Origin of the sequence: Streptomyces sp. YS415, from assembly GCF_023544665.1 — a bacterium.
Lineage (GTDB): Bacteria > Actinomycetota > Actinomycetes > Streptomycetales > Streptomycetaceae > Streptomyces.
Window position 1 is genome coordinate 124,690 of the sequence record NZ_JAMJFL010000006.1, and the last position, 14,720, is coordinate 139,409.

General features: G+C 69.8%; 13 protein-coding genes and 1 pseudogene. 9 read left to right on the forward strand and 5 right to left on the reverse strand.

The window, feature by feature from the left end:
* Positions 1–106 precede the first annotated feature (106 nt).
* On the forward strand, positions 107–1,516 hold the full coding sequence (locus M8H82_RS09965) for an NAD(P)/FAD-dependent oxidoreductase (RefSeq protein WP_250072261.1): 1,410 nt from the start codon (positions 107–109) through the stop codon (positions 1,514–1,516).
* A gap of 69 nt (positions 1,517–1,585) precedes the next feature.
* On the opposite strand, the gene M8H82_RS09970 is transcribed toward M8H82_RS09965, so the two are convergent.
* From M8H82_RS09970 to M8H82_RS09990, 5 genes are all read right to left on the reverse strand, one after another.
* On the reverse strand, positions 1,586–2,365 hold the full coding sequence (locus M8H82_RS09970) for an SDR family oxidoreductase (RefSeq protein ID WP_250072268.1): 780 nt from the start codon (positions 2,363–2,365) through the stop codon (positions 1,586–1,588).
* A 130-nt stretch (positions 2,366–2,495) separates the two neighbouring features.
* Entirely contained in the window at positions 2,496–3,335 is an 840-nt protein-coding gene (locus tag M8H82_RS09975) for an SDR family NAD(P)-dependent oxidoreductase (RefSeq protein ID WP_250072269.1), read from the reverse strand.
* A 179-nt stretch (positions 3,336–3,514) separates the two neighbouring features.
* Positions 3,515–4,282: an SDR family NAD(P)-dependent oxidoreductase gene (locus tag M8H82_RS09980; RefSeq protein WP_250072270.1), complete on the reverse strand. Its 768-nt coding sequence runs from the start codon at positions 4,280–4,282 to the stop codon at positions 3,515–3,517.
* Between the two features lie 101 nt (positions 4,283–4,383).
* Positions 4,384–5,229 (reverse strand): oxidoreductase, encoded by an 846-nt coding sequence (locus M8H82_RS09985; protein ID WP_250072271.1) that lies wholly within the window; start codon positions 5,227–5,229, stop codon positions 4,384–4,386.
* A 206-nt stretch (positions 5,230–5,435) separates the two neighbouring features.
* Entirely contained in the window at positions 5,436–6,311 is an 876-nt protein-coding gene (locus M8H82_RS09990; RefSeq protein ID WP_250072272.1) for a helix-turn-helix transcriptional regulator, read from the reverse strand.
* A 230-nt stretch (positions 6,312–6,541) separates the two neighbouring features.
* On the opposite strand from M8H82_RS09990, the gene M8H82_RS09995 reads away from it, so the two are divergent.
* The 8 genes and pseudogenes from M8H82_RS09995 to M8H82_RS10030 all read left to right on the forward strand — a co-directional run bounded on the left by M8H82_RS09995 (position 6,542) and on the right by M8H82_RS10030 (position 14,699).
* Positions 6,542–7,414 carry a helix-turn-helix transcriptional regulator gene (locus M8H82_RS09995; RefSeq protein ID WP_250072273.1) on the forward strand — a complete coding sequence of 291 codons (873 nt, stop codon included), beginning with the start codon at positions 6,542–6,544 and terminating at the stop codon, positions 7,412–7,414.
* Between the two features lie 216 nt (positions 7,415–7,630).
* Positions 7,631–8,197, forward strand: a complete 567-nt coding sequence (locus M8H82_RS10000; protein WP_250072274.1) for a flavin reductase family protein — start codon at positions 7,631–7,633, stop codon at positions 8,195–8,197.
* 77 nt (positions 8,198–8,274) lie between these two features.
* Positions 8,275–9,243 carry an NADP-dependent oxidoreductase gene (locus tag M8H82_RS10005; protein WP_250072276.1) on the forward strand — a complete coding sequence of 323 codons (969 nt, stop codon included), beginning with the start codon at positions 8,275–8,277 and terminating at the stop codon, positions 9,241–9,243.
* A 38-nt stretch (positions 9,244–9,281) separates the two neighbouring features.
* Positions 9,282–10,346 carry an NAD(+)/NADH kinase gene (locus M8H82_RS10010; protein ID WP_250072278.1) on the forward strand — a complete coding sequence of 355 codons (1,065 nt, stop codon included), beginning with the start codon at positions 9,282–9,284 and terminating at the stop codon, positions 10,344–10,346.
* Between the two features lie 281 nt (positions 10,347–10,627).
* The gene (locus M8H82_RS10015; RefSeq protein WP_374211643.1) at positions 10,628–11,611 is read left to right on the forward strand and encodes a 2Fe-2S iron-sulfur cluster-binding protein; all 984 of its coding nucleotides are present in this window, start codon (positions 10,628–10,630) and stop codon (positions 11,609–11,611) included.
* A gap of 98 nt (positions 11,612–11,709) precedes the next feature.
* Positions 11,710–12,813 (forward strand): annotated as a pseudogene (locus M8H82_RS10020) (cytochrome P450); the annotation flags it as partial.
* Between the two features lie 168 nt (positions 12,814–12,981).
* A complete protein-coding gene (locus tag M8H82_RS10025; protein WP_250072290.1) occupies positions 12,982–14,067 on the forward strand; it encodes an S-(hydroxymethyl)mycothiol dehydrogenase in 1,086 nt (361 codons plus the stop codon).
* Positions 14,067–14,699, forward strand: a complete 633-nt coding sequence (locus tag M8H82_RS10030) for an MBL fold metallo-hydrolase (protein ID WP_250072303.1) — start codon at positions 14,067–14,069, stop codon at positions 14,697–14,699. Before M8H82_RS10025 ends, M8H82_RS10030 begins: the two co-directional genes overlap by 1 nt.
* Positions 14,700–14,720: the final 21 nt, after the last annotated feature.

Below are 14,720 nucleotides of genomic sequence, written 5' to 3' on the forward strand. Positions count from 1 at the left end.
GCCCGCGGAGTACCGCAGTTTTCACCGATGCCGTGTTCCTGCTTGGCCGGGACGATGTCTACTGGCACGGGCACGACGGCGACGACGGGCATGAGAGGAAGAGCGGATGGCACGTATCGCTGTGATGGGCGCAGGCATCGCCGGATTGGCCACGGCCCTCTTCCTCGCCCGGAGCGCGCACGAGGTGACCCTCTTCGAGCAGGAGGCGACGGACCCGGGCGAGAACCTCGACGACGCCTTCTTCCGGGGACCGCGCCCGCGAGTGCCCCACGCGATCCAGCCGCACGCGCTTCTGGGCCCGGCCCGGGCCGTACTCAAGGCGCGCGCTCCAGACGTCTACGCTCACATGCTCGACCTCGGCGCCTGGGAGCAGCACGAGTTCGACTGGTTCGCCGAACACCCGCCGTACCGGCCCGGAGACGAAGACCTGGTCCTGGTGCGGCTGCGGCGCATCGTCCTGGAGTCCGCCCTCCGCACGGCGGTGGAAGCCCAGGGCAACGTCACCATGTACGTCGGCGAGGCGGTGCGCGGACTGGTGACCGAACCGGGAGCCGATGGTCTGCCCTGGGTCACCGGACTCCGGTTCACCGGCGGGCGGATCGGCACTGATCTCGTCGTCGACGCGACCGGTCGCCGTTCGCCCGTCATCGGCTGGCTGACCGCGGCCGGAGCCCGTACCCCCCAGACGGAGTCCCATCGGGTGGGCCTGGCCTACGCGTGCCGCTGGTATCGCACGGGACGCAGCATCACCACCGCGATGCCCCGCGTCCCTTACACCTCCGCGACGCCCCACGCCCTTGCCATCGCCTTCCCCTCGGACAACGACCTGCTGGGCGTGGCCCTGGTGTGCACCGTCAAGGACCCGACGCTGCCCGCGCTGCGCGACCCCGCCACCTTCGATGCGCTGGCCCGTCTCTTCCCCTCCACCGGGGCGTGGCTGTCCACCGGTCCGCTGCCGGTGGGGGACGTACAGGTCATGGCGGGGCTCGACAACCACTGGAGTCCCACGGCTGACGAGTCCGGCCTCATAGCCACCGGCGTGATCCGCGTGGGGGACGCCCTCGTTCACACCAATCCGACCATGACGCAAGGCATTTCCCTCGCACTGCGGGCGGCCGAACACATCGCGGACACGGCCCACCGGGCGGACCGCCCCGGCGACTTCGCCTGGTCCTATGACCGGTGGACGCGAGACGTGCTCAAGCCATGGTTCGACCTGCAGGTCTCGGCGGACCGGGACAACGAGGCACGGCTGTCCGGTACGGCCACGGCCGTCCAGGACGAGCAGGCCCGACAGCGAGCCGCCCGATTCTCCTGCGCCCTTGAGGACCCGGTGGTCATGCGGGCCTGGGCGCAGGCGCGGCACATGGTGCGGACGCCGCGCCAAGCGTTTGCCGCCGCCGACGTGCAGAACCGGATCGAGAACTGGCTGAAGACACAGCAGCAGGCACCGCTACCGCCCTCCGGCCCCTCGCGCGGCACTTGGGAGACGGTCGCGGCCGGCGGCGCCGTCTGAAGCGTCCACTGCTGCGCGCGAGGAGGGGCCGTCCCACAGGGACGGCCCCTCCTCGCGTGGTCGTGTTGCTCAGATGGCCTGGGCGGTGGGGAGGATGGTGATCTCGGTGAGGTTCACGTGGCGGGGGACGGAGGTCATGTAGGCGATGGTCTCCGCGATGTCGGCGCTCTGCAGGACGTCGATGTCGTGGATGAGACCGGCCATGAGCCGGGAGGCGTCCGGGTCGGTGACGTGGTCGGGCAGTTCGGTGTCGACCATGCCCGGTTCGATGGTGGCCACGCGGACCATCTTGGGGCCGAGTTCGACGCGCAGCAGGCGCGTCAGGTGGCTGATGTAGGCCTTGGTGCCCGAATAGATGGAGAACTTCTCCAGGATGCGCGTGGCCGCGATCGAGGAGGTGTTGATGAGGTCGGCCGGCTTGCCCTGGGCGGCGGAGGCGGTGAGGTGGGGGAGGAAGGCGGCGATGACGTTCATCAGGCCGGTGATGTTGAGGTCGATCTGGCGCTGCCACTCATCGACCTTGAGTTCCTCGATGCCGGAAATGAGCTGGACACCGGCGTTGTTGAAGACGAGGTCGGCATGACCGAAGCGCTCGGTGACCTGGTCGGCGGCTGCCTGTACGGCGTCGCGGTCGGTGACGTCCACCGGCAGGGCGAGGGCGGTGCCGCCGGCGTTCTCGATGGTCGTGACGACCTCCTCGAGCTTGTCCTTGCGGCGGGCGAGGACGACCACGGTGGCACCGAGGGCGGCGAGCCGCTCGGCGGTGGCGGCGCCCATGCCGCTGGACGCGCCGGAGATGACGGCGACACGGCCGGACAGCGGGGTACCGGTGAGAACCTCAGCAGACATGGCAGAACCTTCCTGATCTCGATCTGGCGCGGCACGACGTGCCGTGCGGGTGGCGGGAGGGGGCCGGGCAGGACGGAGGGGCTGCCCGGCCAGGCGGCCTCACGGATGGCGGCCTGGAGTTCGGTGCAGGTCAGGCGGCGTCCTCGTGGGCCGTGGCGGCGGACTTGTCGCGCCAGGGGGCGAGGTCCTTCTGGACCTGCTGGTACTTGACTTCGAGGCGCTCGAGGGTGTCGCGGCCGAGGTAGAGGTGGGTGGGCAGGTCGTCGGTGGTGGTGACCTCGACGATGAGGGCGGCGCCCTTGACGGGGTCACCGAGCTGGGCGTGGTTGGCCTGGTCGATCCAGTCCAGGGTGACGTGGGCGGGGGTGTTGTCGTAGGCGTCGATGCGGTGGGCGGCGACGGACAGGGAGCTTGCGTCGAGGAAGTCGGTGCGGAAGACGCCGGGTTCGACGACCATGGACTGGATGCCGAAGGAGGCCAGTTCGGCGGAGAGGGCTTCGCTGATGCCGGCGACGGCGAACTTGGAGGCGGAGTAGAGGCTCACGCCGGGTTCGCCTTCGAAGCCGGAGCGGGATCCGATGTGGACGAGCTTGCCGGAGCCTTGGGCGCGCATGATGGGCAGGACGGCGCGCGTGACGTTGATCAGCCCGAAGACGTTGAGGTCGAACAGGGAGCGGGCCTCGGCGTCGGTGATCTCCTCCAGGGCGCCGAGCAGTCCGCGGCCGGCGTTGTTGACGAGGACGTCGATGCGTCCGAAGCGGTCGACGGCGGCGGCCACGGCGGCGGGGATGCTGTCGTTGTCGGTGACGTCGAGGGCGACGGGGAAGACGGTGTCGGAGGCCTTGAGATCCTCCGGGACCCGCTCGGGGTTGCGGACGGCGACGACGACGTTGTTGCCCTCCTTGAGCGCGGCCCGGGCGATCTCCGCACCGATTCCACGCGACGCACCAGTCACGAACCACGTAGCCATGAGAATCTCCTCTTTCTCATTCCGCTGCTCTGCTCGGCAGCGAAGGTTTTTCCTTACGTCTTCGACTGTGCTCGCTCGCGAGGCCTCTATGAAGGCCGCCCCTTTCCTGGGTGTTCCACTCCTAGGAAGAGCGGCCAGGCGGGTGCCGTGGGAGCTGGACGGCACCCGCCACCATGGCCCTACTTGCCCCACTCGGGTCCGCCGTCGGTGCAGGTCTGCCCGCCGTCCACGGGCAGGGCGATGCCGGTGATGATGGCGGCCTCGTCGCTGGCGAGGTAGGCGATGGCGGAGGCCACCTCGTCGGCCTGCGCGGCGCGGCGCAACGGGATGCGCTCCCACGCCTTCTCCAGCAGCGCGTCGTCGTCCATGATGGCGTCGACCATCTCGGTGACGGTCAGGCCGGGGCAGACGGTGTTGGCCCGCACGCCGTGCTTGCCCTCGTCGCAGGCGACGGAGCGGGTGAGGTTGGCGACGGCCGCCTTGACGGCGTTGTACCCGGCGTGCGACCAGCCGCCTCCGAGGGAGGAGACGGAACCGATGTTGACGATGGAGCCCTTGGTGGCGCGCAGGTGCGGCAGAGCGGCGCGGGTGGTGTAGAAGACGCTGCTCAAGTCCGAGCCGACGCACTCCTGCCAGTCCTCGTCGGAGGTTTCCTCCACGCTGCCGACGAGGTTCATGCCGGCGGCGTTGACGAGGGTGTCGAGGCGGCCGAAGCGGTTCACCGCGGCCTGGATCAGGCCGTCGCACTCCGCGCGTACGGACACGTCGGCGGCGAAGACCAGGACGCGGTCCCGGGGCATGTCGGCTGCCGCCTGCTCCAGCCGGTCCTTGCGGCGTCCGGAGATCACGACCGAAGCGCCTTCGTCCAGGAGACGGCGTGCCGCGGCCAGACCTATGCCGGAGCCGCCACCGGTGATGACCGCGACCTTGCCGTTGAAGCGGGACATGACTGTTCCTTTCGGCTGCATATGTGTTTTCCCGTTACGGGGGAGCAGTTCTTGGTGCGCGCTGCCAGGACGGTGCGCGACTTGGGCGTGGAGAGATGGGCCTACTCGCCCGCGGGAAAGTCCGCACTGCGGGTGACCCGCTCCCACGCCTCGAACTCCCTTGCGCGTGCCTTGAGTTGGGCGGTGGCGAGGTCGTAGGCGTCCGCTCCGAGCAGCAGGTGGTGTGGCGGTTCGGGCGCGGTGACGGCCGTGAGCAGCGCGCGGGCCGCGCGGTCGGGGTCGCCGGCCTGCTTGCCGACCGAGTCGTGGTACGCCCGGCGTGCGGCACCGGCGGTGGCGTCGTAGTCGGCGATCGGCTCCTGCGTCTCCTGCGCGGAACCGGCCCAGTCGGTGCGGAACGCAGAAGGCTCGACGGTCATGACGGTGATACCAAGAGGCATCACCTCGTGGCGCAGGCTCTCCGAGAGACCCTCCACGGCGAACTTGGCGGCGCAGTAGTAGCCGACCGCCGGATGACCGACCAGACCGCCGATCGAGGTCAGATTCACGATCGTGCCCGACCGGCGAGCCCGCATACCCGGCAGCACCGCGTGGATTACCCGGGCCGTGCCGTGGAAGTTGACGTCGAAGAGCCGGTCGACGGTTTCCGGGGCCGTCTCCTCCACGGCCGCGAAGTAGCCGATACCCGCGTTGTTGACCACGACGTCGATGCGGCCGAAGTGCTCCTCGGCCCGGCGCACGGCCTCGGTCACGCTGTCCTGGCTCGTGACGTCCAGCGGCGCCGCGAATGCGTTGTCGCGAGCAGCGAGTTCCTCGACCTGCTCCGTCTTCCGGGCGGTGACGACCACGCGGAAGCCTTCGTCCAGGAGGTGGGCAGCGATGCTGCGGCCGAATCCGGTCGAGCAGCCCGTCACCAGCCACACCGGTGCTTCTTGTGTGTTGACCATTTCCCTCTCCTTCGCGCGCTTCGAGAGCGCCCTGTCCCGTGGTGTTCGGGGGGTTGATGAAAAGGGTGGTCTCTTTGCTTGCGGAGAGGGAGGCCGTCCTTTACCTGGGAGAATTCTTCCTAGGAGAGTCGCCTCGGCTTTACGCACGCGCGGCAGTGGCACCGTCTCTTCTGGAGGTGCCGCTGCCGCAAAGGGTTGCCCGGGATTCAGCTCCTGGTGACAGGGCCCTGCTGCTGGGGGAGTGCCCGCGCGCTGATCGAGGCCAGCAGCGTCAGTGCGTCGGCCGAGGCAGAGCCAGGTTCTGGCTGCAGAATGATGAGCTGCTGGCCGGGAGCGCTGCGGATGTGGAGCGCCTCGTGGTGCAGCTCCAGGTCGCCCACCGCCGAGTGGTGCATGCGCTTGACGTCGTAGGGAGGGACCTGTGTGTACTCCCTGGCCCACAGGGCGCGGAAGTCGCCACTGCGCACCGCGAGCTCTCCGACGAGTTCGAGGATGCGCGGATCGTCCGGTGTCTCGGCCGCTGTCTGCTGCAGATCGGCCACCGCACGGTGTCGGGCCCGTTCGGGGTTGCGGTAGAACGCCTGCGCCGCGGGATCGAGGAACAGCATCCGCAGCACGTTGTCCCGTTGCGTGAAGTCGGAGTAGAGGGCTGCGGCGAGTTCGTTGGCGGCCAGGATGTCCTGCGCGTGGCCGATGATGAACGCGGGCGTCCTGGTCCAGCTCTCGATCAACTGCCGCAACGCGGCACCGGCCCGCTCGACACGCATGGGAGACCTCATCCGGCGTGTCGAGGGCCGGGCCATGCGGAACAGCTCCAGCCGCTCCTCGTCGTCGAGTTGCAGGACGCGGGCCACCGCTTCCAGGACCCGACGGGAAGGGTTGAGTTCCCGGCCCTGCTCGAGGCGCATGTAATAGCTGGCGCTGACGCCTGCCAGCGCCGCCACCTCGTCGCGCCGCAGGCCCGGCACCCGTCGGCGTCCGGTGCTGGGCAGTCCTGCGGCCGCGGGGGTGAGCTGTTCCCGTCGGGAGCGGAGAAACCGGCCCAGCCCTTCCACTGAGTCAGGGTGCTTGTCCTTGTCCATGTCATCGAGGCTAGAGGCCGGAGGCCCGTGACGAACCCCCTGACGGTGGGTGCATCACTACCAGGATCAGGGAGTGCGGGCAGGAGCGTCGCGTGCGAACTAGGGCGCATTGAGCACGGGAAATCTTGAAAAACAAGACGGTGCGCTACAGCCGGTAAGGGATAGGCGACGTCGTGCCATATTACATATCCGACACTTGGAATCAGTCGCATTCGGTTTAATGTTGGCCCATGAGCAATGGGACGCCGTTGGGAGAATTCCTCAGAGCCCGCCGCGAGGCACTGAAACCGCATGACGTCGGCCTGCCGGAGCACGGGCGGCGCCGGGTCCCGGGGCTGCGCAGGGAGGAAGTCGCGCTTCTTGCCGGGGTGAGCTCCGACTACTACATCAGGCTGGAGCAGGGACGGGAGTACAGCCCTTCTCCCCAGGTACTCGATGCTGTGGCGCAAGCGCTGAAACTCGACGCGGAAGCGACCGACCACCTCAACCGGCTGTGCCTGGCCGCCTCGCAGCGCCGCCGCGACTACGGGCAGGCCGAGGTGAGCGCGCAGCTGCTGCAGCTCATGGACGGATGGGAACACCAGCCCGCCTTCGTTCTCGGCCCCGCTCTGGACATCCTCGCCGGCAATTCGCTGGCCACGGCGCTGCACAGCGGCTTCAGGGAGTTCGACAACCTGGCCAGGAACGTGTTCGTCGATCCTGCGGGCCGTGAGTTCTACCAGGAGTGGGAGCGGGCTGCGCACTCGTGCGTCGCCGAGATCCGGGCCGCCTACGGGCACGATCCCGATTCCGCCCGCATCGCCGAAGTGGTGGAGGAACTCTCCGCGGAGAGCGAGGAGTTCGCTGATCTCTGGCAGCTGCACGAGGTCAAGAGCAAGTCGCAGGAGGGCAAGCATCTGCGGCATCCCGATGTCGGAGACCTGCACATCGCATTCGCGGCCTTCACCGTCAATGGCGCCCCGCACCAGCAGCTCGTGGTCTATCAGGCGGAGCCGGCCAGCCCCACGGCCGCGGCGTTCGAGGCCCTGCGCGCGAGGGCTACACCGCCGAAGGTGGCGCAGTACGTCACCGTCGAACCCGAGGTGGCCGCGGGCTCCGCGTGAAGGAGGTGTGGCCGTCCTGCGGCATCATGCGCCGGCCGTGCTCGGTGTGCGGTGCCGCGGGACCGTCCGCCCGGTCATCGGCAGCAGCCTGGTAGTGACGCACCCAGGAAGAAGTCGGCCTTCTTCGCGGTCCGCCCTCGCCCGACCATCGAGGCAGAGAGGCGCGCCCCCGTAAACCGAGGGGACGTGCCGCGCAGGGCGAAGGAGCGAGCGCACATGATCACCGTCGAGGATCTCCGGGCCCACCCACTGGACCAGGTGCATCGGTTGATCGAACCCGGACCGGTCATCCTGATCAGTACGCAGCAGCATGGGACGCCCAACGTCATGACCAACGGGTTCAACATGATGGTGCGCCATGCGCCGCCGCTGATCGCCGCCACCGTCGGCCCGTGGGACCACAGCTACACAGCGCTGGTCGAGACCGGCGAATGCGTGATCGCGATCCCCACCGCCGACATGGCCGCCACCGTCGTCGACATCGGCAATTGCTCGGGCGCCGAGGTCGACAAGTTCCAGCGGTTCGACCTGACGGCCGTGGCGGCGCAGGAGGTCGGGGCGCCGCTCATCGCGGAGTGCCACGCCAACATCGAATGCCGGGTTGCCGACACACGTCTGGTGGGCCCGTACCACCTCTTCCTCCTCGAACCGGTTCGGGCGTGGACCGACCCCTCGCAGCCGGCTCCGCAACTCCTCCACCACCGCGGCGACGGCACCTTCACCGTGGACGGGCCGGTCCTCGACCTGAAGGACCGCATGACCAAGTGGCAGTACCTGCTGTAGCCAGTTGTTGATGTATCAACAACTGGCTAGGGTGGTGCCCCGAGCAGGGGAATCCGTCACGGACGCAGGAGACAAACATGCCCAGAGCGGTCAAGTTCTCGCAGTACGGCGGCCCCGAGGTGCTGCGGATCCACGATGTCCCGCGTCCGGACCCCGGCCCGGGAGAAGCCGTCGTGCGCGTCGTCGTGGCCCCGGTCAACCCAGGGGAGGCGGGCATCCGGGAAGGTGTCTTCGCGGACATCTGGCCGGCGCACTTCCCCGAAGGCCAGGGCAACGACTTCGCCGGATGGATCGTCGCCCTGGGCGAGGGAGTCAGGGACTTTGCCATCGGAGACGAAGTCATCGGCTACCTTCCCCGCGCCGCGCAGGCCGACTACGTCCTCTCCCCGGCCGCCGTCCTCACACCCAAACCCGCGGACATCCCCTGGGAGGCGGCGGCACCCCTGTCAGCGGTCGGGGTGACCGCATGGGCTGCCGTCCACGCGGTCGACCCCCAGCCAGGGGAGACCGTCGTCGTGTCCGCGGCCGCCGGGGGCGTGGGATCCCTCGCCGCCCAACTCGCCCGCCTGCGCGGTGCCACGGTCATCGGAACGGCCGGAGCCCACAACGCCGACTTCCTCCGCTCCCTGGATGTCGTCCCCGTGCAGCACGGCCCCGGACTCGCAGAGCGCCTGCGCGCGCTGGCCCCGCAAGGGATCGACGCCTACATCGACACCTTCGGACAGGGCAACGTCGACACTGCCATCGCCCTGGGCGTCCGACCCCAGCGCATCAACACCATCGCCGACGGCCGTGCCGTAGCCCGTTACGGCGTGCGCAGCGAGGCACAGGAGGGCTCCTTCTCCCGCGAGGTCGTCGCCGAACTCGCCGCCCTTGTCTCCAAGGGTGCGCTGACCGTGCCCATCAGCGCCGTCCACCCGCTGGAAGAGGTCCAGGAGGCCTACCGGCAGGTCCAGCGGCGCCACACCCGAGGAAAGATCGTCCTCAGCCTGGTCCCGGACGCCGAGCGCGCCGCGACAGCAGCTCTGATCAGGACCGGAGCCTGACCTTCCCACCGACCTCTGCCGGATACCAGGAGGTGCCCATGCCCGTACGGCGTGTAGGACTCATCACCCACCAGGGGCGAACTGCCGCCAGGGAGGCCGCCGACACCGTTCACGCATGGTGCCGATCGCACGGCATCCGGTGCACCGACATCGACGTATGGGCCAAGGACAAGCGCCGACGCACCAGCCGTGCGGAGGCGGAGGCCGCCGGTCACCCGGACCTCGTCGTCACCCTGGGCGGGGACGGCACCTTTCTGCGGGGTGCGCGCGTCGCCACCATCAGTGGAGCCGCTGTCCTGGGCGTGGATCTCGGCAAAGTCGGCTTCCTCACGGAAGTGCCGGCGTCGGAGGTCACGACGGCACTGCGGGCCGTGCACGAGGAGCACGCCGTGGTCGAGGAACGGATGACACTGACCATGCGTGCCTCGCGCCCGCTGGAGACACCACCGCAGATGGAAGCACTCCTGAGATACGGACGCGGCCCGGCGCTGCCTCCTCCCCAGGTGAGGCCGGAGACGACCGAGGGCCGTGGCTGGGGCGTCGCCCTGGACGTCATGGCCCTGAACGACGTGGTGCTGGAGAAACTCGCCCGGGACCGGCAGGTCGGCGTCGGCGTCTACATCGCAGGCCGCCTCCTGGCCTCCTACTCCGCCGACGCCCTGGCGGTCGCCACCCCGACCGGCTCGACCGCCTACAGCTTCGCCGCCGGCGGTCCCGTCCTCTCCCCGCACATGGAGGCGGTCGTCTTCACCCCGATCGCCCCGCACATGACCTTCGACCGCAGCGTCGTGGCGGCCCCCGACGAACCCATCGCCCTGCGCGTCCTGCCGAACTCCGGCCAGGCCGCGGTCAGCGTCGACGGCCAACTGCGCGGCATCCTCGACCCGGGCGACTGGATCGGCGTCTTCCGCGCCCCGCACCGGGTGCGGCTCATCAGGCTGCACCCCACCGACTTCTACGGCCGCCTTCGTGAGCGCTTCCGCCTCACCGACGCCCCCGCGACAGCGGTCGACGGACAAGCAGCGCCGTTCTTCCGCCCCGAGACCCCGATACCGCCCGACCTCGCCGAGATGCGCTTGCCGCCGCCCGCAGCGGCACGCTGAACACGCCGGGAACGCTCCTGCCACGGCATTGCCTGCGCAGACCACCAGCAGGGTGAGCGTGGCGGCCAGTATCGCCGCGCGTAGTCCTTGCGCGGAAGCCGCCGCCGCGGCGGTTGTGGTGCCTTCTGTGATCACACAGAGGGCTGTCCGCCACTGGCCTCACTTCGCCACTTCTGCGCCACAGGCACGAGAACTTCGTCTCTCACTCAATGAGAATGCCGTCGCGCCGTGACGCCGGCCACGCGCATCCTTCCTGCATTCCACAGACGGGAGGCGACAACGTGGTCGTACACAACCTGCTGCCCGCGGTTCCCCGGCCCACCCCCACCCTGGCCTTGCGGGTCCGAGCCAAGGACGTCGTCGCGGACGGCGTCGTGTCCCTCACCCTCGACCACCCCGACGGTGCGCGGCTGCCGGACTGGACACCCGGGGCACACATCGATGTGGTGCTGCCGAACGGGACGACACGGCAGTACTCCCTGTGCGGCGACCGCTGGGACCCGTACAGCTACCGCATCGCCGTGCTGCGCGAGCCCGCAGGGCGCGGGGGATCGGTCTACGTGCACGACCGGCTGATGCCGGGTGACCGGGTGGGCGTCGGCGGGGCGCACAACCACTTCCCGCTCGTGCCGGCCGATCGCTACCTGTTCATCGCGGGTGGCATCGGGATCACGCCCTTGCTGCCGATGATCCATCAGGCCGAACTGATGCAGACCGACTGGCAGTTGCTGTACGGCGGCCGCACTCGCGTCTCGATGGCGTTCCGCGCGGAACTCACGCACGCCTACGGCGAGCGCGTGCGGATCAGCCCTCAGGACGAGTACGGCCTGCTCGACCTGACCGAGTGGCTGCGCGAGCCGCTGCCCGGGACCAAGGTGTACTGCTGCGGACCGGCCCCTCTCCTGACCGCCGTCCAGGACGCGTCCGCTCACTGGCCCGAGCACAGCCTGCGTACCGAACGGTTCGCCGCCACCGACCGGCCCGAGCCCGTGCGCCGGACGCCGTTCGAGGTGGAGCTGCGGCGCACCGGCCGTACGGTCACCGTCACCCCGGACGTCTCCGTGCTGCACGCCGTGCGCGAGGCCGGCGCCGAGGTGCTGTCCTCCTGTGAGCAGGGAACCTGTGGCACCTGTCTCGTCCCGGTGCTGGACGGAACCCCCGACCACCGCGACGCGGTCCTGGCCGCTCACGAACGCGCGGCAGGCGACTGCATGATGCCCTGCGTGTCCCGCTCGCACTCCGACCGCCTGGTCCTGGACCTCTGAGCGTCCGGAACCGGCGGCCGACCCGAGCCGCGTGCCGCCGGACTTCCGAAGCAGTTGCCTCGAACAACCACGCCCCGCACACGTTTCATGGAGCCGCCATGACCGAGACAACAGCCGTTCCCGCGTCGCCGCCGATCAGCGACGCCGACCCGTTCGCCCCCGACCACCTGGCCCACCCCGAGCCGCTCCACCAGCACTTGCGCGAAGCCGGTCCCGTCGTCCGCCTGTCCCGCTACGACGTCCACGCCCTCGCCCGGTACCAGGAGGTGCATGCCGCCCTGGTCGACTGGCAGACCTTCCAGTCCGGGGCCGGCGTCGGCCTGGCCAACTTCCGTCACGAGAAGCCGTGGCGCCCGCCGAGCCTGCTGCTGGAGGCCGATCCGCCCCACCACGACGCGCCGCGCCGCGTACTGCGCGACATCCTCGCCCCGCTCGCCCAGCGCCGACTGCGGGAGTCGTGGCAGACGGTCGCCGAGGAACTCGTCGATACGGTACTGGCCGACCAGGGGCCGGAGTTCGACGCCTTCGACGCCTTGGCGAAGGCGTTCCCCTTGCGGGTCTTCCCGGACGCCGTCGGTATCCGCCCGGACGGGCGGGAGAATCTCCTGCCCTACGGCAACTTGGCCTTCAACGCCTTCGGACCGCGCAACGATCTCGTCGAAGCCGACGCGCACCGGGTGGGAGAACTGTCGGCCTGGGTGAACGCCCAGTGCGCCCGCGAGGCGCTGAGCGAGGACGGCTTCGGGGCGCGGATCTGGGCCGCCGCCGACCGCGGCGACCTCACCCACGCGCAGGCGCCTCTGGTGGTGCGCTCGCTGCTCACCGCCGGGGTCGACACCACCGTGCACGGACTGGCGGCGGCGCTGTACGCCTTCGCCACGTATCCGGAGGAGTGGCAGCGGCTGCGCGCCCGTCCGGAGCTGGCGCGGGTGGCGTTCGACGAGGCGGTGCGCTGGCAGTCGCCGGTGCAGACGTTCTTCCGCACCGCCACCCGCGACGTCGACATCGCGGGTACCCGCATCCCCGAGGGCGGCAAGATCCTGATGTTCCTGGGGGCCGCGAACCGTGACCCGGAGCGCTGGAGCGACCCCGACCGCTTCGACCTCACCCGCGACCCTTCGGGTCACGTCGGCTTCGGCATGGGCATCCACCAGTGTGTCGGCCAGCATGTCGCACGGCTGGAGGCTGAGTCCCTGCTGACCGCCCTCGCCCATCGAGTCGACCATCTTGAACTCGTCGGGCCGCCGCGACGTCACCTCAACAACACCCTGCGCTCCTGGGCCGCGTTGCCCGTGCGCATCCGGCCGGCTGGTTGACCACCGGAAACCTTTCACCCACCGCACGCAACACCACACGAGAGGACCTTCACCATGCCCCAGCACGTACGCGGTGTCGTCGCCCGCGCCAAGGGCGAACCGGTACGCGTAGAGACGGTCGTGATACCCGACCCCGGCCCGGGGGAGGCGGTGGTGAGGGTGCAGGCGTGCGGCGTCTGCCACACCGACCTGCACTACCGGGAAGGCGGCATCAACGACGACTTCCCCTTCCTCCTCGGCCACGAGGCGGCCGGTGTCGTCGAACAGGTCGGACCCCACGTGACCGACGTGGCCCCCGGCGACTTCGTCATCCTCAACTGGCGTGCGGTGTGCGGCCGTTGCCGCGCCTGTCGGCGGGGGCGCCCGCAGTACTGCTTCGACACCCACAACGCACGGCAGAGGATGACCCTCACCGACGGCACCGAGCTCTCACCGGCCCTCGGGATCGGTGCCTTCGCCGAAAAGACGCTCGTCGCAGCCGGACAGTGCACCAAGGTCGACCCGGCCGCTTCCCCGGCCGCCGCGGGGCTGCTCGGCTGCGGCGTGATGGCGGGCATCGGTGCCGCGATCAACACCGGGGAGGTGGGCAGAGGCGACACCGTGGCAGTCATCGGCTGCGGCGGTGTGGGTGACGCGGCCGTGGCCGGCGCACGACTGGCTGGGGCGGCGAAGGTCATCGCCGTCGACATCGACGACCGCAAGCTGACCACTGCCCGCTCCCTGGGCGCCACGCACACGGTCAACTCCCGCACCGCCGACCCCGTCCAGGCGATCCGCGACCTGACCGGCGGCTTCGGCGCCGACGTCGTGATCGAGGCCGTAGGCCGCCCGGAAACCTACCGGCAGGCGTTCTACGCCCGCGACCTGGCCGGCACCGTCGTCCTGGTCGGCGTGCCCACCCCCGAGATGAAGCTCGAACTGCCGCTCCTGGACGTCTTCGGCCGCGGCGGGGCGCTGAAATCCTCCTGGTACGGCGACTGCCTGCCGTCCCGCGACTTCCCCATGCTCATCGACCTCTACCTCCAGGGCCGCCTGGACCTGGACGCCTTCGTCAGCGAGACCATCGCCCTGGACGAGGTGGAGGACGCCTTCGCCCGCATGGACAAGGGTGACGTCCTGCGCTCGGTGGTGATCCTCTGATGACCGGCCTGCGCATCCAACGCGTGGTCACCTCGGGCGTCTTCACGCTGGACGGCGGCACCTGGAACGTCGACAACAATGTCTGGATCGTCGGCGACGACCGAGAAGCTGTGGTCATCGACGCCGCCCACGATGCCGACGCCGTCGCCGAGGCCGTCGGTGACCGGCAGCTGACCGCCATCGTGTGCACGCACGCCCACAACGACCACGTCAACGCCGCCCCGGCGCTGGCCGCGGCCACCGGCGCGCCGATCCTGCTGCACCTGGACGACCGGCTGCTGTGGAAGCACACCCACCCCGGCCGTGACCCCGACGGCTACCTCTCCGACAACCAGCGCCTCGAGGTGTCCGGCACGCGGCTGCGGGTGCTGCACACCCCGGGACACACGCCGGGAGCGATCTGCCTGCACCTCCCGGAGCTCGACACCGTCTTCACCGGCGACACCCTCTTCGCGGGCGGCCCGGGAGCGACAGGGCGGTCGTACTCGGACTTCCCCACCATCATCCGGTCGATCCGCGACCGCCTGCTGGTGCTGCCCGGCACCACCGCGGTCCGCACCGGGCACGGCGCGGACACCACGATCGGCGACGAGGCGCCGCACCTCGCGACCTGGATCGCCCGGGGCCGGTGACTTCCCGGCCGCGGCTAGAAA

Excerpts from the sequence above, each read along its gene's own strand:
- M8H82_RS09970 (WP_250072268.1), bottom strand. The coding sequence starts at position 2,365 with ATGTCTGCTGAGGTTCTCACCGGTACCCCGCTGTCCGGCCGTGTCGCC.
- M8H82_RS09990 (WP_250072272.1), bottom strand. The coding sequence starts at position 6,311 with ATGGACAAGGACAAGCACCCTGACTCAGTGGAAGGGCTGGGCCGGTTT.
- M8H82_RS10000 (WP_250072274.1), top strand. The coding sequence starts at position 7,631 with ATGATCACCGTCGAGGATCTCCGGGCCCACCCACTGGACCAGGTGCAT.
- M8H82_RS09980 (WP_250072270.1), bottom strand. The coding sequence starts at position 4,282 with ATGTCCCGCTTCAACGGCAAGGTCGCGGTCATCACCGGTGGCGGCTCC.
- M8H82_RS10025 (WP_250072290.1), top strand. The coding sequence starts at position 12,982 with ATGCCCCAGCACGTACGCGGTGTCGTCGCCCGCGCCAAGGGCGAACCG.
- M8H82_RS09975 (WP_250072269.1), bottom strand. The coding sequence starts at position 3,335 with ATGGCTACGTGGTTCGTGACTGGTGCGTCGCGTGGAATCGGTGCGGAG.
- M8H82_RS09965 (WP_250072261.1), top strand. The coding sequence starts at position 107 with ATGGCACGTATCGCTGTGATGGGCGCAGGCATCGCCGGATTGGCCACG.
- M8H82_RS09995 (WP_250072273.1), top strand. The coding sequence starts at position 6,542 with ATGAGCAATGGGACGCCGTTGGGAGAATTCCTCAGAGCCCGCCGCGAG.
- M8H82_RS09985 (WP_250072271.1), bottom strand. The coding sequence starts at position 5,229 with ATGGTCAACACACAAGAAGCACCGGTGTGGCTGGTGACGGGCTGCTCG.
- M8H82_RS10010 (WP_250072278.1), top strand. The coding sequence starts at position 9,282 with ATGCCCGTACGGCGTGTAGGACTCATCACCCACCAGGGGCGAACTGCC.
- M8H82_RS10005 (WP_250072276.1), top strand. The coding sequence starts at position 8,275 with ATGCCCAGAGCGGTCAAGTTCTCGCAGTACGGCGGCCCCGAGGTGCTG.
- M8H82_RS10030 (WP_250072303.1), top strand. The coding sequence starts at position 14,067 with ATGACCGGCCTGCGCATCCAACGCGTGGTCACCTCGGGCGTCTTCACG.